Consider the following 21,798-nt stretch of genomic DNA (forward strand, 5'->3'; position numbering starts at 1 on the left):
TTTCCGTCGGTTCGGCTCTTCTTTCCGTCGCTTTGACTTCCATCCGTCACTTCGGCACTTCTTTCCGTCGCTTCGGCTTTTCTATCCGTCACTTCGATGATTCTTTCCGTCGGTTCGGCTCTTCTTTCCGTCGCTTTGACTTCCATCCGTCACTTCGGCACTTCTTTCCGTCGCTTCGGCTTTTCTATCCGTCACTTCGTTGATTCTTTCCGTCGCTTCGGATCTTCTTTCCGTCGCTTTGACTACCTTCCGTCGCCTCGGATCTTCATTCCGTCGCTTTGACTTCTATCCGTCACTCCGACTTTTTCTTTCCGTCGCCCTTGTCTGGACAGAAATAAAATTAAGCTTCTGCTTTTGGTAAAATTAATTCTAATTCATGGTGTGGGCGTGGGATTACATGAACTGATAGAAGTTCTCCAACACGTTGGGCCGCTGCTGCACCTGCGTCTGTAGCTGCTTTTACTGCGCCGACATCACCACGAACTAATACAGTGACAATACCGCCACCAACATGTACTTTTCCTACTAAATTAACACTAGCAGCCTTCACCATTGCATCTGCTGCTTCAATTGCTCCTACTAATCCTTTTGTTTCTACCATTCCTAATGCTGTACTCATTTGTCATTCCTCCAAATTATTTATTTTGTAATGTTATTTGTTTTAATACTTGATCAACAATTTGTTGAACTACTGCTGTATCCAAAGATGGATCTTGTGCCTTGATATTCTCTACTACTGGTTTTGCTAAAAATTCTGGTTTTGGCACTTCTACATCTTTAATGCCGTAAGCCATTCGTTTAATATTCAATAAATGTCTCGCTGTAATGTTATCGGACGTAATATTGCCACCAAACGTACCACACCCTAATGTAAAGGATGGGGCCAATCCAGTAGTTCCACCAACAGCGCCGATGGATGATAATGTATTAATAACAATTCTAGACACCGGTAATTCAACTGAAAACTGCTCAGCTAAAGCTGTATTTTCTGTATGAATCGAGCATGTATGCCCGCGTCCACCTATGTTTAATAAATCAATCATCACCTGTTTTGCCTCTGTACTGTCCTCGACAGTGTATAACGCAAATATCGGTGATAGTTTTTCCAGTGAAAATGGAATGTTTTTGCCAATCATCGTTTCCATACCAACAAGTACTTTTGTATCTTCCGGCACGGTAATACCAATAGAATCAGCTAAGCAAGCTGCTGACTTACCTACAATTTGAGGATTTACCTTCCCAGGGATAGGAGAAATCAACTTCTCCATCTTCACCTTCTCTTCATCACTCAAAATATAAGCGTTGTTTTTCTTTAGCTCTGTTAAAACTTGTTCGGCAATGACTTTATCTACAATAATCGATTGTTCTGTAGCACAAATTGTACCGTTATCAAAAGACTTACTTTGGACAAGCTGGCGAACAGATTTGGATATATTCGCCGATTTTTCAATGTAAGCTGGCACATTTCCTGGTCCTACACCATAAGCAGGTTTGCCTGAACTATAGGCTGCTTTTACTAGTGCACCACCACCAGTCGCTAAAATTAAGTGAATATCTGGGTGCTTCATTAATTGCTGCGTAGCTTCCATAGAAGACATTGTTAAACAGTGTAGCAATCCTTCTGGTGCTCCTGCTTGTTCTGCAGCTACTCTACAAATCTCTAAAGCTTCCTTTGTACAATTAACCGCATATGGGTGTGGGCTTAGTACGAGACCATTTCTAGTTTTCAATGAGATAAGTGTTTTAAAGATTGCTGTTGATGTTGGATTTGTCGTTGGTACAATGCCCGCGATGACTCCAAACGGACTAGCAATCTCTGTCACTTTTTTCATTCGATCGACACCAACGACACCAACAGTCTTCAAATCTTTAATATCTTCATAGACATCTCTAGAGGCTACCTCATTTTTCATTTTTTTATGATTAGGTATGCCCATTCCTGTTTCTTGAACGGCCATATTTGCCAAACGTTCTGCCTCTTTAAATGCGGCATCTGCAACAGCCTTGACGATATGATCAACTTGCTGCTGTGAATACTGCATGTAAGCAGCCTGTGCAATATTGGCATGTCTCACGGCGTCTCTCATTTCTTGAATTGCTAATAAATCTTTATCTAGTGTGGCCACTAAAGCCCCTCCTTTCTAAACAACTGGGTTTCTCGCTAAAATTTCAATAGCTTCTCTAAAAGCATTAGCAGCAGCTTGGCAGGAAGATTGGCTACCACTTACTAAACCGCCACCGAAATTGGTTTCAGATGGTGGACCAAAGAAAACCTTTAACTCTACATCTGCCGCTTTTAATGCAGCATCTAAACCAACTACAGCCTCAAGTGGCGGTGCAATTAAATATGCAAGGGCTGTTCCAACCTTTACGTTTGCTAGCTCTGCCAAATACGTACCACAGCTCGCTACAGTATGTGCAAAAAGAGCGTGGCTTTCATTTTGAAGAATGGCTTCAAAATACGTATCAAACTGGATTTTCTGCTGAATCGCATCGAAACCACTGCGTATTTCATCAGGCGAGCTACCAGCAATGATGCCAATGACCTCACCAGATAATGGCCCAGATGCGTGTGCCGCTCCAGCATAGAAGCTTTTTGCATAAACAACATCAACATCTGCTTTTTTCGTAGCCTCGTCCAGCGCTACATATCCAACATCATCTATTGTTAGAGTTACGAGTCCAATGCTATTGTGATATGGCTTTAAATCTAATTGCTCTGCTAATTCATTATTCACTCTCGGAATGATTTGCATTGCCAAAATTTCTGCCATAATTTTTTGAGGATTCATTGTTTGGCCCCCTAACTTTCTTTTGCCACAAGACCTACTCCACTTGCCTTGTAATGCAATATTTTTTGAACGACTGTTCCTAAATATGCACCTGCCTCTAATGGCGGGATACCACCTTTATGAATATTCGAAACGACCATTCGATCTGCTTCTACAGTGCCCATTCTAGGTTGATAGCATATATAGGCACTCATCGACTCAGCTGATACAAGTCCAGGGCGCTCACCTATTAAATAAACGATCACCTCTGCTTGTAAAAGCTCACCAATTTCATCCATAAGAGCAACACGCCCTTTATCAATATAGAAAGTAGTTCCTATTTCAATATTTAAATTACTAAGACTTTGCTGTAACGCTAAGTAAACATCTTGCACATTTTCTTCAATCGCACTTGCACTTAATCCGTTAGAAATAATGATTTGTACCTTTGGGTTTTTTCTACACTTCGATTGAATAAGTGTCTTTGCTTCATCTGATAAACGACGACCTAAATCCGGTCTAGTAATGTATTCTTCCTTATCTGTCACTCTTGATGTTACTTGAAAGACATCGAGCTTTTGTAGTAGCCCTTCTGTCACTTCTCCATATACTGCATCTACTGCTGCCGCATGATCGAGTCGGAACTTTAGCCAAGTTTTTGTTTTAGGTCTTGTTCCAGCTCTGCCAACACCTATTCTTGCTGGTGTATGCTTTTTTGCAGCTTGAACACTTTCAGACACTTCATCCTCTTCAAATTTAAAAGCTGTGATAGGTACTGAGGTGTAAGTCGATTCATGATTACTTGCACTGTAATATGATTGTTCATGATTACTTGATTCAGTATGATAAAGTCTAATTAGTGGTTCATTAGATTGTTCTGTTACGCTCGGACTTGCTACTTCATCAGCATACTTAGCATTAGCTACTGTATCGTGAAACTTAATAAGTGGTTCCTTTTGGTCTTCTGTTAGCACTTCTATGTCATGAGAAGATTTGTCTAACGCATTATTGCCCATCTTTTCCATTACGAGCTGAGTAATCATCGATACTAGTTGGTCATTCAATGGACTCACCTACCTTTCAAATATAGATAAATCGCCAGCTCTTGCAGATAGACGACCATTTTCATAAATGCCCATTTTTTCTAACCACGCTAGATATTCAGGTGCTGGTTTTTTACCAAATGTTTGAAGTAATGTAGCGACATCATGGAAGCTCATGGACTGATAATTCAGCATGATATCGTCGCCCATAGGTGCAGCGATAATAAAATTGACACCAGCTGCTGTTAGTAAAACACTTAAATCTTCAACATCATTTTGGTCTGCCTTAATATGGTTTGTGTAACAAATATCAACGCCCATTGGGATGCCGTGCATTTTGCCCATAAAATGATCTTCTAGTCCTGCACGTATAACCTGTTTGTTATTGTATAAATACTCGGGTCCAATAAAGCCAACAACCGTGTTCACAATATACGGATTAAAGTGTCTAGCAAAGCCGTAATTGCGCGATTCAAGTGTTACTTGGTCAATACCCATATGTGCCTCAGCAGATAGCTCCGAACCTTGTCCAGTTTCAAAATAGAATAAGTTCGGACCTGTTCCTGTTCCTTGCTTTTTAACAAGCTCTTCTGCTTCTCTTATTAAGTCAGCAGAAATGCCGAACGAGCGATTGGCAATTTCCGTTCCAGCAATACTTTGGAAAATCATATCGGCTGGCGCCCCTTGTTTAATAGCTTTCATTTGTGTTGTAATATGTGCTAACACACAGTTTTGTGTAGGAATCGACCAATCATTGATAAATTCCTTTGTGGCTTGCAATACTTTTTTCACACTTTCAACTGAGTCATCTACTGGGTTAATTCCAATGACTGCATCGCCAATACCATAGGACAATCCTTCTTTTAATGAGGCAATAATCCCGTCAATATTGTCTGTTGGATGATTCGGCTGTAATCTTGAGGAAAGTGTGCCCTTTTGTCCGATCGTAATATTACAAGTTGACAGTATTTCTACTTTATTGGCAGCATGGACGAGATCTAAGTTAGACATTAGCTTAGTAACGGCCGCAATAATTTCTGAATTCATGCCCTTGCTTAAGCGTTTTAATTCCCGGTCGCCTGTTTCGTTGGATAAAATATATTCTCTTAGTTGCTCGATACTCCAGTTTTTAATTTCTCCATAAATTTGCTCATTGATATCACCTTCAATAATGCGTGATACTTCATCATTTTCAGAAGGAACTAATGGATTTTCTCTTATATCCTTCACTAACAGCTCACTGAGAACGGCCTTTGCCGCAATTCGTTGCTGTACAGATTCAGCCGCGATTCCAGCTAGCTGATCTCCTGATTTTTCTTCATTGGCCTTAGCCATTACATCTTTTAATGAATTAAAATTATATTTTTCTCCACCAAATATCACCGATAGATTCACATTCATCCTCCTTACTTTGAATGGAAAGCAAGTGTTTTTACAACGACTGGGACAACACCAGATGGTAGTACTTCCCCAATGTCAATATAATCACCTGTTTCTACTTTGATTTGATCGATGCAAATGATGGGAACTGTTTGATTGATTGCTCGTATCGTTTGCCCAATAACCTTTGCATAATCTGATTGAATGACTATGATAATTGGTATTTCCTTGGAGCTTCTCATAGCTAAGTGCTTCAAAATGGCCTCACATAATATATGGACATCCTGGAAGCTTAAATAGGGTAAATGACTAAAATAAAGTGCAAACGGAGAACGATTCTCCTGTATAGAAAAGAGAGCATCAGCTCGTGCAACAGCTGTTTTCACCGCATAGTCGAATTCTTTGCTGTGCGTATCCATATGGCAATTGAAAACAGGCACATTTTTCAAAGGCAATACTTCCGCATCTACCTGAATCGTTGCACCACTAATCTCAGTTGTTTGCGTACCCGCACCAGTCACTGTTGCCCTCGCTGTTTCCTCTGGTTTTAACCATAAAAAGGATTGTAGCTGTTCATGCTGTAAAAGCTTTTTTGCCAATTTTTCACCGATATCATCATACTGTCGATTTATACATTCATTTTCATAAATACAGGCAGCTACCCCACCAGAAAAAACGATTGCATCAATTGGTTTATCCCAAGTTGGCAAATGTCCTAGCAATAAAGGATGCTGTTCTTCTGTTAATTGTCCGCTTAGCGTCATCGCTACTATATCCGCCATTTCTTGTATTAGTTGTATGACACGTACATCTTCTGCTGAATCACCAACCGTTAATGGCTTTGACCATTTCTCCATTAGTTTCATAATGGGTGGTGAAATCGATTGAACAATGCCATTCTGAAATTCTATAAGTCTTCCACCGACATGCAATGTACACGTACCCATTACTTCTCCGAATTGCATTACCGCAATATTTGCTGTACCACCACCGATATCGATGTTAGCGATAACTTTGGCAGTATTTTTAGATTGCTGTAATGTACCTGAGCCTTTTGCCGCAATAATCCCTTCCAAATCAGGTCCAGCAGTAGCAACTAAAAAGTGCCCGGCTGTATCTGCAATCGCATGAACAACCTCGCTGGCATTTTCCTTTGTGGCAGATTCGCCTGTTATGATAATGGCACCTGTTGAAATATCTGCCGGTGAAATGTGAGCCAATTGATATTGCTGAAAAATAAATTGCTCGATTTTTTCCATGTCGATAATTTCTTTATTGATAAACGGTGTTCTAATAATTGGACTTTGATGCAAAATCGTTTTTTCAATAATTTCTATGCGTGGCACATGCGTTACACCTGCAACGTTTTTCAACAGAAAACTACTGACAACCATCTTTGTTGTACTTGTACCAATATCAATGCCTGCACTATAAATTTTTTCTGTCTTCAATTTACTCTCCCCTCTCGCCACTACGGGCAATACATGAGATAAGGACTATCACGATTCTTCACAAATTGACGAATTTCTTCCTCAGTACTGAGCTGTATAAGTGGTGCAATAAATTCAATACCTAGCTTTTGCCACGAAGAGGTTTTCACAATAGGACCATGCGTCATGACATTTTGTAATAGCGATACTGCTCTTTCTACATCTGCAAGGGGTGCATCAATTTTTGTAATGACACCAATTTGTATTTTAGGAATTCCTAAGCTAAATTGCGGAGGAAAAACACTCTTTGATGAGGTGGCATCCTGCAAATAAATCACATGTGTCACTTCAAGCGATGTTGCCATAATGTTTCTGTAATACATCGGATTTTCTATATATTCTCCTGGTGTATCAACAATCCAGTCATCATAAACGAGCGCCTGTGTTTTATTGGCTTGTCTATCTTTCCCCAATAACGCATTCATCAGTGTCGACTTACCTGCTTGCACACCACCTATGATCATTACTCGATTTTTCATATGGCACATCCTATGACTTGGTTATTTTTGATGGCGTATAGCCTAGCATCTCTGATAGAAAACGATTAATCTCTAACATCGCCATTTCAACCTCGGAAACACTACCAACAATAACGAGACTGCCAGTAAAGCGATCTAAAAATCCTAGTCTTACATTGGCTGCCTTTGTTGCTAAATCTCCTGCGATAATAACTGTTTCACTCGGTGTACAAGTCATGATGCCTAGTGCACCGGCTTCTTGAATGCCGAGCTTTTGAAACATCTCAGGATCAGGATTTGCTATTAGATGACTCAATGTTAGTTGCTTTCCTGGCACAAACTCCTGAATAAAGCGTTTCTTTTCTTCACTCACACATCATCACTCCTTTCAAGATTTTTATCTGTTAAATATTCACCTTCTTTAATAATGCCTGCCTTGCGATCCTCTTGTTCTAGCCTTAGAGCTGTTGGAACAGATAATTTATAGGCTAAAATAATAGCGATTACACCCGCTAAAAACTTACCAGTAATAACAGGTAAAATAATTGTCGGCTGGAAATTAGCCGTAAACGATAAATGATCTCCTAGTAGGAATGCTGAACAAACACCAAAGGCAATGTTAATAACCTTATCTTTCGGCGGCATATGTCGAACGAGTGTAAACATGGCTAAAATATTGGCAATCGTCGCTAAAAGACCTGCGCTTCCTACTGATGATAAGCCTAATTTTCCACCTACTGCTTCTAGAGGTTTCGATGCATATTTTCTTATTAAGTACACCATTGGGAATGCACCCGATAACATAATACCGATATACCCTGCTGTTTCTAATGCCCGGAATTGATCGATTTCATCTGCCATGATCGGATCAAAGCCCCACGCACCAAAAATTTTGGTGAAAACACCTGTGAATATTTCTACAATCGAGAACACTAGCACAAGCTTGATAGCAGCATCCATCACGCGTCCAAAAATCATGAAACCTTTGATCATGCCATTCGGAATTAGTTTAAGACCTAGCGCAATTAACACTACGAAAATAAATAAAGGCAATAAATTAATTAATATTTGTAAAACAGAAATGGCAAACACGTATGTTGGTGCAGCTGTTGTACTAATCACTTCACGAACATCTGTATTAAACGTCACAATCATGATGGAAGAAATAAATGCTCCAATCGGAATTGTTAAAACACCCGCCATAATACCTAAAGCCATATATTTATGATCACGCTTATCTAACATGGCAAGTCCCATCGGAATAGAGAACACGATTGTTGCGCCTGACATAAATCCGACAACTAGAGCCATAACCCATCCTTCATAAGACTCTTTTAACGCATTCGCTAATTGGTATCCTCCCATGTCCGAGGCTAAAATTGTCGTTGCTGCAATTGCTGGATCTGCACCAATCAATTCAAAAATCGGACTAATAAAATGACTTATAAACCACGTTAAGTAAGGTATAGCAGCCATGATCCCTGCAGCAGGTACAAAAATATGTCCAACCGTATGAATACCATTCATAAACTCTTTCCCGATTCCATATTCAGCATCTCGAATTGCTCCGATTGCCCCTAAAACTGCACAGGTCATAATAATATAAACGATCACCGTTCCTACCATTGCCATCCTACTCATCCCCCCTTTAATTTTTCTATTTATCAATTTCGCCTTGGCGTAATTGTTGCTGTCGCTGCGCTTTCGCACAGAAAACACTTGTTGCTGTCGCTGCGCTTTCGCACAGAAAACACTTGTGGCTGGCGCTTTGTTTTCGCCACAGAAAACATCTCTGAATGAAGATAAAAAAAGACGCATTAAAGAGGAATTCTCTTTAAAGCGTCTTTGCTTTAACTATTTACTTGTAAGGTATTTATAATGCGCCTTGCAATAAGCGCCATTTCCTGTTGAGTCTGCATACTCTCATTGCGAATTTTTTTATAAGCTTCGTCCTCGCTAAGGTTCTCTGACTGCATTAGCAAACCTTTTGCTCGTTCGATTATTTTTCGCTTTTCTAATTCTGTTTGTTTATGCAGCAATTCCCCGTTTAGACGGTTGAACTTATCAATCTGGTGAAATGCCACTTCCAACGCCGGAAGGACATTCCTCTCAGAAAACGGTTTCATAACATAGCCTAAAATATTGTCCTGCTTCATATACAGTAACAATTCTTTTTCACTATAAGCTGATATAAATAGCACCGGTATACCGAGCTGCTGTTCAATAATTTTGCTTGCCTTCAAACCATCTAGCTTTGGCATTTTAATGTCCATTAAGATTAACTGTGGCTTATGTGTAAAAGCCAACTCAATTGCCGATTCTCCATTATTCGCTTGTGCTACCACTTCGTAGCCGTTATCTTCTAGCATAAACTTCAAATCAATGGCAATAAGTGACTCATCTTCGACAATCATAACTTTCCTAGTCATTTAGGATAAATACCTCCTCACTTACAGGGAACTGAATTTGAGTATGTGTACCTTGTTCACTAGGGATAATTGAAAATGTGCCAGCTAAATCATATTCAACAAGCCTTGTAATAATCTCCATTCCAAATGATGCCTTCACCTCTTGCATTCCAACGCCATTGTCAGAAATATAAAGTGAAATAGTGGAAGCATCCTGTTGAAATTGAATATTGATTGTACCCTCCTCACGACCAGTAAAAGCATATTTCAGTGCATTTTGCAGTAGCTCACAAATGATTAACGCGAGCGAAACAGCTTTTTTAGAATGACAAAATAACTGTACATTATCATCATGAAAAGTCAACTGAATAGATGGTGTGTTGGATGTCCCAACCATTTTATGTCCAATTTTTTTAGCCAACGCGATAACGTCTACTTTCTCTTCAGCGTTATCCTCATTTTCTAAAATAAGTTCATAAACTGATGAAATACTATATATTCGATTTAACGCCTCTTGAAAAGCACTTGCACTTGAAGCTGACAAGTCATTTCGCATTTGCAAGCGCAATAGACTTGTAACTGTCTGTAAATTATTTTTCACTCGGTGGTGAATTTCTCGTATAGCAAATGTTTTCATCATTAGTTCATTTTCTTTTAGCTTAAGCTCTGTAAGATCATGAATAATGAGGAGTGTCACTCTATCGTTTTGATCACGAATAGGAATTTTCTTTACAATAAAGGATTTACGATCAATCGTAATTTCTAAGAAAAAGACATCATCGCCTTTATCATAGACCTCCTGTAAAAAAGGTAAAATCTTATTCAATGCAACGTTGTCAAAACGTTCTAGCCCTGTTAGTTCCGATATAAATCGGTAACCTGCAGGATTGCTATAGATCACTTTATTTTCATGATTTGTGAGAATAATTGATTCAACTAGCAAATCAGAAACTACTGGAATCGGTTGAGAATTTGGCTCTACAATATGCTCAATTAATGCAAAAGGCATATGACGAAAATCATCTTGAGGTGTTGTTTGCATTTCCACCTTTTTTTCCTGGATTAACACTGCAATAACCTGTTGGTGGTTATTAAAGAGAGGGACAACGTTTTGTTCAACCGTTATACCTTCCTGAGTGATTGCTCTAGTAATTGATGATTTTTCTTTATTTTTAAAAGCAGCAAATACTGCTGGCTCGAAGCTTTCAAAGACAAATTTGCCAATTACAGATTTTTCGTATAAGCCTCTTTCTGTTTTTGGGAAAGCTTCTGCCACAACAATTGCATGTGGTAAGTTTTCCAGCATGCAATCTATGAACATATAACAATCTGTCAACTCAGCATAATACGATAATGTAGCTTCTATTTCTATTAACTTTTCTACATCTGTTGCAGATAAGCTCGTAAATTTTTGGCACAGCGATTGAATGTTCGACAGGCTCAAACCCCCTATCATAGAATAATCAAAAATTAACGTTGATTATTCTTGAAATTTCTTGTCATCATTATAAACCTTTTGCAAAATTATTTTCAATATAAAAAATAATTTATTTTAATAATTTTCGTTACATTACAAAGAACTATATAGCTTAAAAGAGAAATATTCAACACTTTTTTTCAATCTCATCATTATCTCACGATATAAATATTATATTAATATATAAAAAAAGCGAGATTGCAACAGCTGCAAACTCGCTTTTTTCTACTTTATTTCTGGTGTAACGGCTAATATATTTTCAAATGTTTCACGTTGCTTTGCTTCTTCTTCATTTAACAAGATATGAATATCTCCATGGTCGTTTGAAGTACGAATTAAACGCCCCATTCCTTGCTGTAAACGAAGTTGCATAAACGGTAATTCCACTTCTTCATATGGATTTTCTGCAAATGTACGTTTCGCATCAAATAATGGATCATGTGGTGGGAAAGGCAAATCATAAATAATAACTCGTGTTAATGCCTCCTCCGGCAAATCTAGACCTTCCCATAAATGATAGGAGCATAATGTTTTGATGGTGCCTTCTTGGAAATCACGAACAATTCCTGATAGTTCACGGTCCCCCTCAAACGCTACATACATCCGTTCCATAAGAGGTAACTCTGCTTTGAAATCTAACATTGCTTGTTTTGATTTAAACAAAATTAATGTTTTTTCACCGTCACGTAATAGCTGTTGAACACGCGCCGTTTTCCCCTTTTGAGATAGCTCATGTAAGTAAATTCGCATAACTTCTTCATAATCGAATGGAGATGGAACAGAGAACGATTGATAATCACGAATTCCTAAGCTATAAGCAATATAGGAGAAATCTTTGTTGACTGATAAAGTTGCTGAAGAGAATATTATTGGAAGTTTTTTAGAGAATAATTTTTCTTCTAAAACTTCTGTGATGAGACGCGGCATAATTACGAGCGTTTCCTCTCCATCAGTTTCCTCTAACCAATCGACTGCATCTCCCTGCGCTATGAAAATACGTAAGGAAGCCTCGTATTGTTCTAAATACTCCTCTGCCATATTTAATTCATACTCTGGAATCATATACATTTCAGATTCAAAGACAAGTTCCTCGAGTAATGTTTCAACATCAGCAATAAGTTGTTTACCGTATTTCAATAAATTTGGCGATTTATTAATACGTTTACGCTCTTCTTCAGAAGCTACTAGATCATCTCGTAGCTGGTCAAAAAATAACTCATGGTCATCTTGTAATTTTTCCATCGCATATAATGTACGTTCTCGCACACCATCTACCATTAAACGCTCTAACAATGTAACAATTGTTGTCGCCTGTACTTTATACGTCATTGCTTTTTGTGCGGCATATTCTAATAAATGGCCTTCATCTAGCACCATCATTGACACTTCAGGTAATAAAGCTAATTGCCCTTCACGTTCACGAGAATCCTTTGTAGCTAAATGCTCCATTAAAAAATCTTGTGAACAAATAATGAGATCCGCCGATTTACGATAATGTGCACGATGTAATGTTTGACCACATCGATTACGTAGGTCACATACTGAACACTGCATAATCGAGTTGTAGTTTACTTTTTGCCAATCTTCATCACTGACAGTTGGATAATCACTACGTTCACCATAAGGTTGTATAGCAATCATCGAGCCTTGTGCATATACTCCATCAGGTATAGAAAACGCAATATCGTCGATCCATTCATCGGACACTACTTTTTCAGCTTCCTCAAAACGCTTTAAACATAAATATTGGTCTCGTGACTTTGCTAAGCGAACATCAATTTCAAGACCTAACGTTTTTTGTAGCTTATAAATATCGCCGCCCTCTTTTACTAGCTGATCGATTAAGGTTTCATCAGCACATGCGATCAGAGCTGGTTTTCCAGTATAGCGTGCATAAGATACTGCAGGTAGTAAATAGGCAATTGTTTTCCCAGTCCCTACACCTGCCTCTGCAAAAAGCACGTTTTTCTCTTTTAAGGCCTGCTCAATTTGATATGCCATAAAAATTTGTTCATCACGGCATTCAAAGCCCTTTTCAGGTAATTCATCGTAAAGGACGTCCCCCATCCAGTCACCTAATGACTCAAAAAATGAGCGGTCCTTCGTTAATACAAATGGTAAAGATTTACGCAATTGACGTTCCCCCTCTAACTATCTGTTCCTATTATACGCGACGAAACGGAAGATAAGAAAAATTCTTATCTTCCGTTACCGTTTGTTAATCTCTTTTAGACTTTTGTCCCCAGAACTGGTAATAATTCGTTTCAATAAAGCCATTGAATAATTTACGCTTCTTCGTCGATTGACGACCGTACAATTCCTCAAAGTTTTTCATTGAAGACAACATGTATACAGACCAAGTCGGATAGTTTTTCATAACTTTTCCTAAATCACGAATTACCTGTTCCACGACTTCGATGTCGCCAATACGCTCTCCATATGGTGGATTACCAATCATAACACCATCTGTTAGCAGTGTTGTAAAATCACGTGCTTGCATTTGCTTGAACGTCATCATATCACCAAAACCTGCTTCTAGTGCATTTTCTTGTGCAATACTCACCATACGATGATCTATATCAGACCCGATAATTTCTAATGGCTGATCATAGTTCGCTAAGCTATCCGCTTCATCTCGCACTGCATCCCAAATTTTTGCCTTCATCCATGGCCAATGCTCTGATATAAATTCACGATTATAGCCCGGTGCAATATTTTGTCCAAACATTGCTGCTTCTAATGCAATTGTACCTGAACCGCAGAATGGATCAACAAATGGTCGATTCGGATTCCACTTTGAAATTTGTACAAGTGCCGCTGCTAATGTTTCTTTTAATGGTGCTTCGCCCTGTGCTTGACGATAACCACGCTTATGCAAGCCCGCACCCGAAGTATCAATAGTAAGTGTAGCCACATCTTTTAAAATTGAAACTTCAATTTTATAAGTTGCACCAGATTCATCTAAAAATCCTAAACGCTTATAATGTTGTTTCATGCGCTCTACAATTGCTTTTTTAGTAATTGCCTGACAATCGGGTACACTAAATAATTTGGATTTAACAGATTTCCCCGATACTGGGAAAGCCGCATCAACTGGTAAGTATTTTTCCCAAGGTAGAGCTTTTACACTTTCAAATAACTGTTCAAAAGATTTAGCAGGAAACTGTCCTACAACGATTTTTACTCGGTCAGCTACACGTAGCCATAAGTTTGTTCGTGCAATGGCCGTCTCGTCACCTTCAAAATACACTTTACCGTTATCGACTGTTGTTTCATAACCTAATGCCTGTACCTCTTGTGCTACAATCGACTCTAATCCCATTGCAGCAGTTGCTACTAATTTATAGTTTGCCATACACTAATTCCTTCCTTGATGTTCAATTTCCCAATACTCCATAAACTCAATAAGTTCGTGAAGTGGCAACGGTTTGCTGTAATAATAACCTTGAATTATATCACAGTTCATTTTACGTAGTATATCCACTTGTTGTGCTTGTTCTACACCTTCAGCAACAACTTTCATTTTTAGGCGATGCGACATTTGAATTATCGCATCCACTACTGCCTGTTTTTCATCGAGTGAGCCAATATGCTGAATGAAGCTGCGATCGATTTTTAAATAATCAAGGGGGAAGCGAACTAAATAACTAAGAGACGAATAACCTGTCCCAAAATCATCAATAGAAATTTTAAAGCCCATTTTCTTCAGTTGCACAAGCTTGCTAACCGTTTCATTGGCACTGTTCATCACAGTACGTTCTGTAACTTCGATTTCAAAATTGTTAGCAGGTGTGTTATAACGCTCTAATATTGACTGAACAGAGTCTAAAAAGTTTTGTTGCTTAAAGTGAATGCTTGAAATATTAATAGCAACTGGCGTTTTGTAGCCACCTTGACGCATCTCTATAACTGCCTCACAAGCTTTTTCTATGATCACTTCACTTAAAGGAATGATTAATCCTGTTTCCTCTGCATAAGGAATAAATTCTGCTGGAGAGACAAATCCTAATCTTTCACTATTCCAACGAACAAGTGCCTCTAATCCTTGAATCTCTTCATTTTCCATAGATATTTTAGGTTGGAAATGCAGCTCAAATTCTCGGTTTTCGATGGCTCTTCGTAGTTCTGAATCTAATAATAAAACACGCTGAGAGTCAGTCTTCAATTCATCAAAATAAAACGCATAGTCGTTAAGCCCATTCTTTTTTGAATAAGTCATTGCCTTGTCAGCGCAATGAATCAATTGCTCCGTTGCTTCACCATCTAATGGATACATACTGATACCAATACTCGTAGAAATAAAAATATCTTGACCATTAATATCCAAAGGCTGTTCAATAATCCCAATAATTTGTTCAGCAAAATTTGCGGCTTCTTTAGCATTCTTCACGTTTGTTAACGTAATAATAAATTCGTCACCGCCATATCTAGCAATGATATCTTTATTTTTTAACAATGTTTTTAAGCGTTTCGCCACTTCGACTAGAATGGTATCTCCGACTGCATGACCTAACGTATCATTAATTTGCTTAAATCGATCTAAATCTAAAAAATAGACTGCATGCTGTACTGAATGAGAAATAGTAGAAGTTGATTCTAATAGATTATCCATTCTTTCAATATATGCAAATCGATTTGATACTTCCGTTAATGAGTCAGTTAATAAACGCTTTTCTAGTTCATTTTCTACTATTTTTCTTTCAGACAAATCTGAGAAAATACCACAGTAATTTGTAATTTCTCCCTCATCATTGGCTACACCAACAATTGTTAACCATTCTGGATATACGTCTCCGGTTTTACGGCGATTCCATATTTCCCCCTGCCAATTGCCTTCTTGTCGTATCTTTTGCCACATATCTAAATAGAATTGCAATTCATGAACACCTGACTGTAGAACGGCTGGCGTTTTTCCAATCACTTCATTACGCTTATAGCCGGTAACAAATTCAAATGCAGGATTGACCAATTCTATTCTTTTCTCTTTATCCGTAATCATGATGCCTTCAGATACATTTTCGAAGATTTTTGTCATTAATGCAGTAGGATATTTGGAAATCGAATTTAGCTTCTCCAGACTATCGTTCACACCGTTCATGTTTCTGCTCCATCCTATCTCTCTTTACTACCCTCATTTTTTAGAAAAGCGCTTTTGCGCCAGTCTACTCGTATGTAGACAATATGTACATCGTTGCGATAACAGTTTATTAGATGTTTATGTTTCGAATCGTAGCGACAGAGGCATGACCAACAGTGTACAGCCTTATTCTCAAACGTATATCGCGCATGCCTAGACATGATTAACAAGTAACTTTTTCTTACTTTATTCAAAAGAAAAGCTCTCCACCAAATTGGAGAGCGCTTGTCATTTCATAAATAAGCATCAAAAAATTCCATAAGCCATGTTTTGTTCCCGAGTACTCAAACAGCTATCGCCTCGTACGGCCGGGTAGTAATCATCTATCTACAGAGCGAACTCTGTCCCTCTATCCGTTCAATTCCTTCAAGAGAGTGCCCCTACCATAATTTGGGTTTCTCACTCGTGGGGTTTACCTCGTTCCACCTTGCATGTTTCCAAGCAAGCTACGTCACTGTGGCACTTTCAGGAAGTTTCAACCATATCATTAAGACTTAGGTTTTCCTTCCGCCGTCAGCCTTTACAGCTGCCTTACCTTATTTTTTCAGTAAGCACGAACACTACGGTCATCTCAGAACCGTGCGAGCATGGACTTTCCTCTACGACGTCTAGCGCCGCAGCGATTACCAGAATTTCATGATGATAAAAAGATTATACTAGAGTTTTATGATAAATACAATATATTTGACAAAAAATTATTCGTACAACTTACTTCCGAATACGTGTTTCTCTAAATTCGAAAGACGTTTTAAAATATCAAAGTTTGTCGTACCAGTAGCCGATGCGACAGGTTGTCTCTTAGGAGTATTATCAATTTCTTCTTTTAACTGTTTATTTTCTTCACGAAGTTGGGCCACCACTTTTTCAAACGCTTCATAGTCTTGTATTATCTCATCAAGAAATGAATCGACTTCTTCTACATTGTAGCCTTTAAAATTTTTCTTAAATTCCTTTTCAAGGATCATTTTTGACGTTAATTTAATATCCATTCACATCGCCCTTCCTCACACTACATGCGTTACATTATAGCATACTTCATCACATTATATCGTCTGAAAACATCAAATGTAAGGCTAAACTTGTCGTTTCTTGCGTTTACATGGGAAATTATTTCTTATTTCCTAACCTGAGTAACCTCTTTTCCCACGAAATTTCCCATTTCTGTTTTTGTTCTACTCTCCATTGCTCATTCTTAATTAATTTTATGCCCTCTTGCGTATAATAAATGGCCTGATCATAATCTTTCATTTGATGCTCATATATCATAGCGAGCTGTTCTAATACATGCAACTTTTTTCGTAGATCAACGAAATGGAGAGCAGCCACAAATGCATCGATTGCTTCACTAAACTTTTTATTTCTTTTATGCTGGATTGCTAAATAATATTGTGCATTGCCTGCTTCAAGTGCATCAAATTGGGTCGTTACCTTTTCCAAAACTTTTACGCTTTGTGAACCCTCTTTTAAATCAGCATACCATTTTCCGATATTTGTAAACGTTTTTGCCGATTCTTCGCTTGTCTCTTCAAATAGCAAATTTGTAGAATGGACATAAAGCGTAATCAGTGAAAGTAAATCCCATTCATTATGAAGAAGGACTTTCATAAGCGCATCTGGAACACCGCTTTTAATTGCATCTAAATAAATAATTGGTGCAAGATATCCAGGTATATCTCCAATGCGTGAAAAACCAAGCTTCTCTTCTTCCACAGATTTTAATTTCATTCGTTCCATATCATTTTTCCATAAACGCTTTGAACTATGCAACAAATCAATTTGCCGCTGTGTACGCAATTTAGGTAATTCTTTTTGGTGGAGTGTCCAACGTGTTTCAAGTTGCGGCCAGTCAAAGCTTTTTCCATTGTAGGTAATAACCGTTGCTGTTTTTTGCCAAAGCTTTGATTCAAAAAGTAACGCGGCCTCATGTGCGGGATCGGCTAGAATATATTGAGTTAAAATAAAGCTTCCATCTTCTTTTGACACTTCTAAAAAGCCCAGAAGAAAAATTTGTGTACCTACACCCTTTAAGCCAGTAGTTTCTGTATCAAAAAACAATACCTTTTCATTCATTTCTAACGCATATGGATGTTCGAACTTTGCCTCTTGCCATTTTACTAATGCATCAAAATATGACTGCAACTTATAATGACCATGTTGAAAACTAAAAGGATAACGCACTTGTCGTTTAAAAACAATACCGAAATCATTTTCTACAACTGTCAGGCCCGCCTTTTTCCACTGCTCAGTATAGCTTGGAGCAATAGGTTTTTGATAAGCAGGTTTTTCCTCTTTTTTTATAGTTGTTGTCGTTTTTTTACCGAGCATTTTTTTCATTTGTAAAATTTTATTTTCGTAAGACATTTACTTCACTCATTTTCTGCATGTAAAATTGCTAAAACTTGTAGTACGTTTTTCTTCGCTTGCTGTAAACTATTTTGAGTTTTTACCACAAGTATAACCTATAGTAATCATAGTGCAACTTTTAGCCATTGCACAAAAAGGAGGCGATTTTCAGAAGGGCTGGACAAGTGCTCTTGTCGCTTTACTTTCGTCGTAGAGTACGGGTGGATTTAGTGGATAAAGTTAATCAACACACCTTATATAATAATTGAAATCTTTTTCTGATAATCGAGAGTATATTTTTCGCTACAAATAGAGCAACCGTAAACTTATACGCATGAAAGAAGAGGGCTTAAAGGAATAGTATTAGACTTTTCCCTATCAAACCCTCTTTGTACTCTAATTTAAAATTTGAAGCAGCTCTATTACTTTTTTCTTCCCCTGCTGCAAGCTATCTTGAGCCCCAATACAAGATGGACAGCCAGACTCACAAGCACAGCTCACTACATGGTGCTGTGTTCTCGATAATAGCTCTTCCCACAGTTCATAAACTTTTTCACTTAGACCAATACCACCAGGATACTTATCATAAACAAAAAACGTCGGTTGCTCATTATGAGTTGCCTTTACCTGTGGAACAACTGCTACATCACTACTATCACATTGAATAAACAAAGGTATGAACGCATTCATCGCATATGCAACTCCTGTCATAGCATCCGTTAGCTCCGCCTCCGACCATTTTTCTAGTGCAGAGAATGATAGCCACGAAGAGCTTGTGTGCATTTCATCTGGTGGTAAATGAATAGGGCCAGAGCCGATATTATCGTGTGTACCAAAGCGAATTTTTTTAAATATCGTTGCCTGCGCGACTAAACCAACATCACCGAAGCCAATAACTCCACCCTGATAATCTCGGCTCCGATCTTCCTCTAGCACCTTCATCTCGACCGCTAAATTAGCGTCAGTATAGTAATCGACATCTACTTCTCGTACAAAGGCTTTCTTTTCTTCCCAATCTAGCTTTTCGACTTGAAATTGAATGCCCTGATGCAAATAAATAGCCTCTTCATGTAGCAATGTCATCGCACTATGGCGATCCATTTCACCGATAACTTTTGTTTGTGCAGGAACAGTCATATCAATGATCACAACATTTTCTTGTGAAGCAGAACGAAGACTAATGTCATGTGCTGGGAAACGGTCACTCATCCAATGCCACTTCTCACTCGTTTTAAAAACAACGCCTTCTTCCGCTAAATATTCCAGTAACTCCTGAATCTCATATTCACCATAAGTATCATGTACGGAAAATGGTAGTTCAAACGCTGCACATTTCAAATGATCCATTAAAATCAACATATTTTCAGGATAAATACGCGCTTCCTCTGGTGCACTGCCAAGTAAAAAAAGTGGATGGTTCACTACGTACTGGTCAAGTGCTGCCGATTGTGCTACATAAATGATTAGCGCCTCGTCCTGACGACGACCAGCACGACCAGCTTGCTGCCAAGCACTAGCGATATTTCCCGGGTATCCTGTCATGATACATGCTTGTAATTGGCCAATATCAACCCCTAATTCCAGCGCATTTGTACTAACCACAGTTTGAATAGTACCATCACGAAGCCCTCGTTCAATAACACGTCGCTCAGATGGTAAATAACCACCCCGATAACCTCGCACCGATTCATCTAAAAGCTTATTGCGTGTAAGCTCCTTTAAATACGTTACAATCATTTCTACTCGCACACGACTTTTAGCAAAAATAATGGTTTGAATACCTGCTGTATATAATCTTTTCGCGAGATCGCTCACCTCTAAAACAGCACTTCGACGCACGCCAAATGTTTTATGGACGATAGGTGGATTATAAAAAAGAAATGTCTTTTTCCCAACTGGCGCTCCAGAATCGCTGATTAAGGCATGGCTTTCATTCGTTAAAGCTTCTGCTAACTCTTTTGGATTTTTAATGGTTGCTGATGTACAAATGAAAATCGGCTTACTGCCATAAAACTCACAAATACGCTTTAATCTTCGAATAACGTGCGCAACATGCGAGCCAAACACACCTTTATATGTATGCAACTCATCAATGACGATATACTGTAAATTTTCAAATAACGAAACCCATTTCGTATGATGTGGCAAAATCCCCGAATGAAGCATATCAGGATTTGTCATCACAATATGCCCTGCCTTACGAACCTTTTGGCGAATGCCAGGCGCGGTATCCCCATCGTACGTATAGCTTAAAATTTCCTCACCGCTTTGTTCGATTAGTTCATTTAAATCATTTTTCTGATCCTGCGCTAAAGCTTTCGTTGGAAATAAATAAATCGCGCGTGAATTTTTATCTTCTAATATTTTTTGTAGTACCGGTAAATGGTAGCAATATGATTTTCCAGACGCTGTTGGTGTAACGGCAGTAAAGGAAACACCCTCCATCGCGTAATCAAACGCCTGACGTTGATGGGTATACAGTTGTTCTATCCCTCTTGTTCGAAGAGCCTTTACAAGTGAAGGATGTAAATTCTCTGGAAAAGGTGCATATTTAGCTTCACGCCCTTCAAGCGTTTGCCAGTGTAAAATACGTTCCTTTAACTCCTCATCATATCTCCACTCGTTTAATAGTTCACTAATGGTCCTTTTTTTCGATAACATCTGTTTCTATCTCCTTCACTAGCCTTTCAAAAATTTTTAACGTATAAGAGGTTGAATGAATCGCATCTAAAAAACGCTTTTTACTTGTTTCTTTAAAAAAGGATTGCACAACAAATTGCTCCATCGATTCCACTGCTGAAGCAATTTGCTGTGTATGCATATATTTTGGCTTATTTTTTTGAATCCACTCATTCGCCTCCTGCTGCCATTCCTTTAAAAGCTGGTGAATGACATCAGCGTGTGGCTTAACCTCCACAAAAAAGTCAGGAGTACGATTCTCCTCACGCATTTTCCAAAAGCGTGAAACACATTTTTCACATTCATCTATCAATTGGGAAGTTTGCTGCATTAACAACAATTTCGCACCTCATCTCATTAATGAAGGTTCATCACCATAAAGTAGGGTTGACTCCGTTCCGACTGCGCACTTTCCTGAAGGCGTCCAATAGTCGCTTAGGAACAAAAGGGGTTCTTCTGTGCGAAAGCGGAGCGACAGCAACAACTGAGGTCCTTCAAGCCTTAACCTATTACATGTCACACGTTTCAACACAACTTTTGGTGATGAACCTTAAAATTTTATCTTATTTAGGTAACCATCCTTAAAATGAAGATTCATCTGCATTTACATGA

Annotated in this window: 19 protein-coding genes and 1 other RNA gene; 1 reads left to right on the top strand and 19 read right to left on the bottom strand. The window is 38.5% G+C overall.

Translation table 11 applies throughout. The annotated features are described in order from the left end of the window. A partial coding sequence (locus ACMZ42_RS01340; RefSeq protein WP_415730299.1) for a hypothetical protein occupies positions 1–203 on the top strand: 203 nt, incomplete at its 5' end. 137 nt (positions 204–340) lie between these two features. On the opposite strand, the gene ACMZ42_RS01345 is transcribed toward ACMZ42_RS01340, so the two are convergent. The 19 genes from ACMZ42_RS01345 to ACMZ42_RS01435 form a co-directional block, all read right to left on the bottom strand. Continuing rightward, on the bottom strand, positions 341–619 hold the full coding sequence (locus ACMZ42_RS01345; protein ID WP_053482447.1) for a BMC domain-containing protein: 279 nt from the start codon (positions 617–619) through the stop codon (positions 341–343). A gap of 16 nt (positions 620–635) precedes the next feature. Beyond that, on the bottom strand, positions 636–2,126 hold the full coding sequence (locus ACMZ42_RS01350; protein ID WP_415730300.1) for an aldehyde dehydrogenase family protein: 1,491 nt from the start codon (positions 2,124–2,126) through the stop codon (positions 636–638). Positions 2,127–2,141: 15 nt separating this feature from the next. Next, positions 2,142–2,792, bottom strand: coding sequence for an ethanolamine utilization microcompartment protein EutL (eutL, locus tag ACMZ42_RS01355; protein WP_370082183.1), 651 nt, complete (start codon positions 2,790–2,792; stop codon positions 2,142–2,144). Between the two features lie 11 nt (positions 2,793–2,803). Continuing rightward, positions 2,804–3,835, bottom strand: coding sequence for an ethanolamine ammonia-lyase subunit EutC (gene eutC, locus ACMZ42_RS01360; RefSeq protein ID WP_415730301.1), 1,032 nt, complete (start codon positions 3,833–3,835; stop codon positions 2,804–2,806). 9 nt (positions 3,836–3,844) lie between these two features. Continuing rightward, positions 3,845–5,215 carry an ethanolamine ammonia-lyase subunit EutB gene (locus tag ACMZ42_RS01365; RefSeq protein ID WP_415730302.1) on the bottom strand — a complete coding sequence of 457 codons (1,371 nt, stop codon included), beginning with the start codon at positions 5,213–5,215 and terminating at the stop codon, positions 3,845–3,847. Between the two features lie 5 nt (positions 5,216–5,220). Continuing rightward, positions 5,221–6,645 (bottom strand): ethanolamine ammonia-lyase reactivating factor EutA, encoded by a 1,425-nt coding sequence (locus ACMZ42_RS01370; protein ID WP_415730303.1) that lies wholly within the window; start codon positions 6,643–6,645, stop codon positions 5,221–5,223. A 20-nt stretch (positions 6,646–6,665) separates the two neighbouring features. After that, positions 6,666–7,163 carry a EutP/PduV family microcompartment system protein gene (locus ACMZ42_RS01375; RefSeq protein WP_415730304.1) on the bottom strand — a complete coding sequence of 166 codons (498 nt, stop codon included), beginning with the start codon at positions 7,161–7,163 and terminating at the stop codon, positions 6,666–6,668. Positions 7,164–7,173: 10 nt separating this feature from the next. Then, positions 7,174–7,515: an ethanolamine utilization microcompartment protein EutS gene (gene eutS / locus ACMZ42_RS01380; protein ID WP_053482454.1), complete on the bottom strand. Its 342-nt coding sequence runs from the start codon at positions 7,513–7,515 to the stop codon at positions 7,174–7,176. Then, entirely contained in the window at positions 7,512–8,774 is a 1,263-nt protein-coding gene (eutH, locus tag ACMZ42_RS01385; RefSeq protein WP_370082192.1) for an ethanolamine utilization protein EutH, read from the bottom strand. The genes eutS and eutH overlap by 4 nt, the downstream gene beginning before the upstream one ends. Before the next feature lie 218 nt (positions 8,775–8,992). Beyond that, positions 8,993–9,571, bottom strand: a complete 579-nt coding sequence (locus tag ACMZ42_RS01390) for an ANTAR domain-containing response regulator (protein ID WP_370082194.1) — start codon at positions 9,569–9,571, stop codon at positions 8,993–8,995. Further along, entirely contained in the window at positions 9,564–10,994 is a 1,431-nt protein-coding gene (locus ACMZ42_RS01395; protein WP_415730305.1) for a sensor histidine kinase, read from the bottom strand. The genes ACMZ42_RS01390 and ACMZ42_RS01395 overlap by 8 nt, the downstream gene beginning before the upstream one ends. A 258-nt stretch (positions 10,995–11,252) precedes the next feature. Beyond that, complete coding sequence (locus ACMZ42_RS01400) at positions 11,253–13,160, bottom strand: ATP-dependent DNA helicase (RefSeq protein ID WP_370082198.1); 1,908 nt, start codon at positions 13,158–13,160, stop codon at positions 11,253–11,255. Between the two features lie 85 nt (positions 13,161–13,245). Then, a complete protein-coding gene (locus ACMZ42_RS01405) occupies positions 13,246–14,382 on the bottom strand; it encodes a THUMP domain-containing class I SAM-dependent RNA methyltransferase (RefSeq protein WP_415730306.1) in 1,137 nt (378 codons plus the stop codon). 3 nt (positions 14,383–14,385) lie between these two features. Further along, positions 14,386–16,125: an EAL domain-containing protein gene (locus tag ACMZ42_RS01410; protein WP_370082202.1), complete on the bottom strand. Its 1,740-nt coding sequence runs from the start codon at positions 16,123–16,125 to the stop codon at positions 14,386–14,388. A 293-nt stretch (positions 16,126–16,418) separates the two neighbouring features. Then, positions 16,419–16,799: RNase P RNA component class B (rnpB, locus tag ACMZ42_RS01415), an RNA gene on the bottom strand. A gap of 60 nt (positions 16,800–16,859) precedes the next feature. Next, positions 16,860–17,153 carry a cell division regulator GpsB gene (gene gpsB, locus ACMZ42_RS01420; RefSeq protein ID WP_370082204.1) on the bottom strand — a complete coding sequence of 98 codons (294 nt, stop codon included), beginning with the start codon at positions 17,151–17,153 and terminating at the stop codon, positions 16,860–16,862. A gap of 118 nt (positions 17,154–17,271) precedes the next feature. After that, positions 17,272–18,525, bottom strand: coding sequence for a ribonuclease H-like domain-containing protein (locus tag ACMZ42_RS01425; protein WP_370082206.1), 1,254 nt, complete (start codon positions 18,523–18,525; stop codon positions 17,272–17,274). A gap of 378 nt (positions 18,526–18,903) precedes the next feature. Next, positions 18,904–21,168 carry a DEAD/DEAH box helicase gene (locus ACMZ42_RS01430; RefSeq protein WP_415730307.1) on the bottom strand — a complete coding sequence of 755 codons (2,265 nt, stop codon included), beginning with the start codon at positions 21,166–21,168 and terminating at the stop codon, positions 18,904–18,906. Beyond that, a complete protein-coding gene (locus ACMZ42_RS01435; RefSeq protein WP_370082256.1) occupies positions 21,143–21,517 on the bottom strand; it encodes a YppE family protein in 375 nt (124 codons plus the stop codon). The genes ACMZ42_RS01430 and ACMZ42_RS01435 overlap by 26 nt, the downstream gene beginning before the upstream one ends. Between the last annotated feature and the right edge of the window lie 281 nt (positions 21,518–21,798).

This window comes from Lysinibacillus sp. NPDC056185 (genome assembly GCF_047737915.1).
GTDB lineage: Bacteria > Bacillota > Bacilli > Bacillales_A > Planococcaceae > Lysinibacillus.

Excerpts from the sequence above, each read along its gene's own strand:
- ACMZ42_RS01410 (WP_370082202.1), bottom strand. The coding sequence starts at position 16,125 with ATGAACGGTGTGAACGATAGTCTGGAGAAGCTAAATTCGATTTCCAAA.
- ACMZ42_RS01430 (WP_415730307.1), bottom strand. The coding sequence starts at position 21,168 with ATGTTATCGAAAAAAAGGACCATTAGTGAACTATTAAACGAGTGGAGA.
- ACMZ42_RS01435 (WP_370082256.1), bottom strand. The coding sequence starts at position 21,517 with ATGCAGCAAACTTCCCAATTGATAGATGAATGTGAAAAATGTGTTTCA.
- eutH (WP_370082192.1), bottom strand. The coding sequence starts at position 8,774 with ATGGCAATGGTAGGAACGGTGATCGTTTATATTATTATGACCTGTGCA.
- ACMZ42_RS01405 (WP_415730306.1), bottom strand. The coding sequence starts at position 14,382 with ATGGCAAACTATAAATTAGTAGCAACTGCTGCAATGGGATTAGAGTCG.
- ACMZ42_RS01345 (WP_053482447.1), bottom strand. The coding sequence starts at position 619 with ATGAGTACAGCATTAGGAATGGTAGAAACAAAAGGATTAGTAGGAGCA.
- eutL (WP_370082183.1), bottom strand. The coding sequence starts at position 2,792 with ATGAATCCTCAAAAAATTATGGCAGAAATTTTGGCAATGCAAATCATT.
- ACMZ42_RS01425 (WP_370082206.1), bottom strand. The coding sequence starts at position 18,525 with ATGTCTTACGAAAATAAAATTTTACAAATGAAAAAAATGCTCGGTAAA.
- ACMZ42_RS01375 (WP_415730304.1), bottom strand. The coding sequence starts at position 7,163 with ATGAAAAATCGAGTAATGATCATAGGTGGTGTGCAAGCAGGTAAGTCG.
- ACMZ42_RS01365 (WP_415730302.1), bottom strand. The coding sequence starts at position 5,215 with ATGAATGTGAATCTATCGGTGATATTTGGTGGAGAAAAATATAATTTT.
- gpsB (WP_370082204.1), bottom strand. The coding sequence starts at position 17,153 with ATGGATATTAAATTAACGTCAAAAATGATCCTTGAAAAGGAATTTAAG.
- ACMZ42_RS01390 (WP_370082194.1), bottom strand. The coding sequence starts at position 9,571 with ATGACTAGGAAAGTTATGATTGTCGAAGATGAGTCACTTATTGCCATT.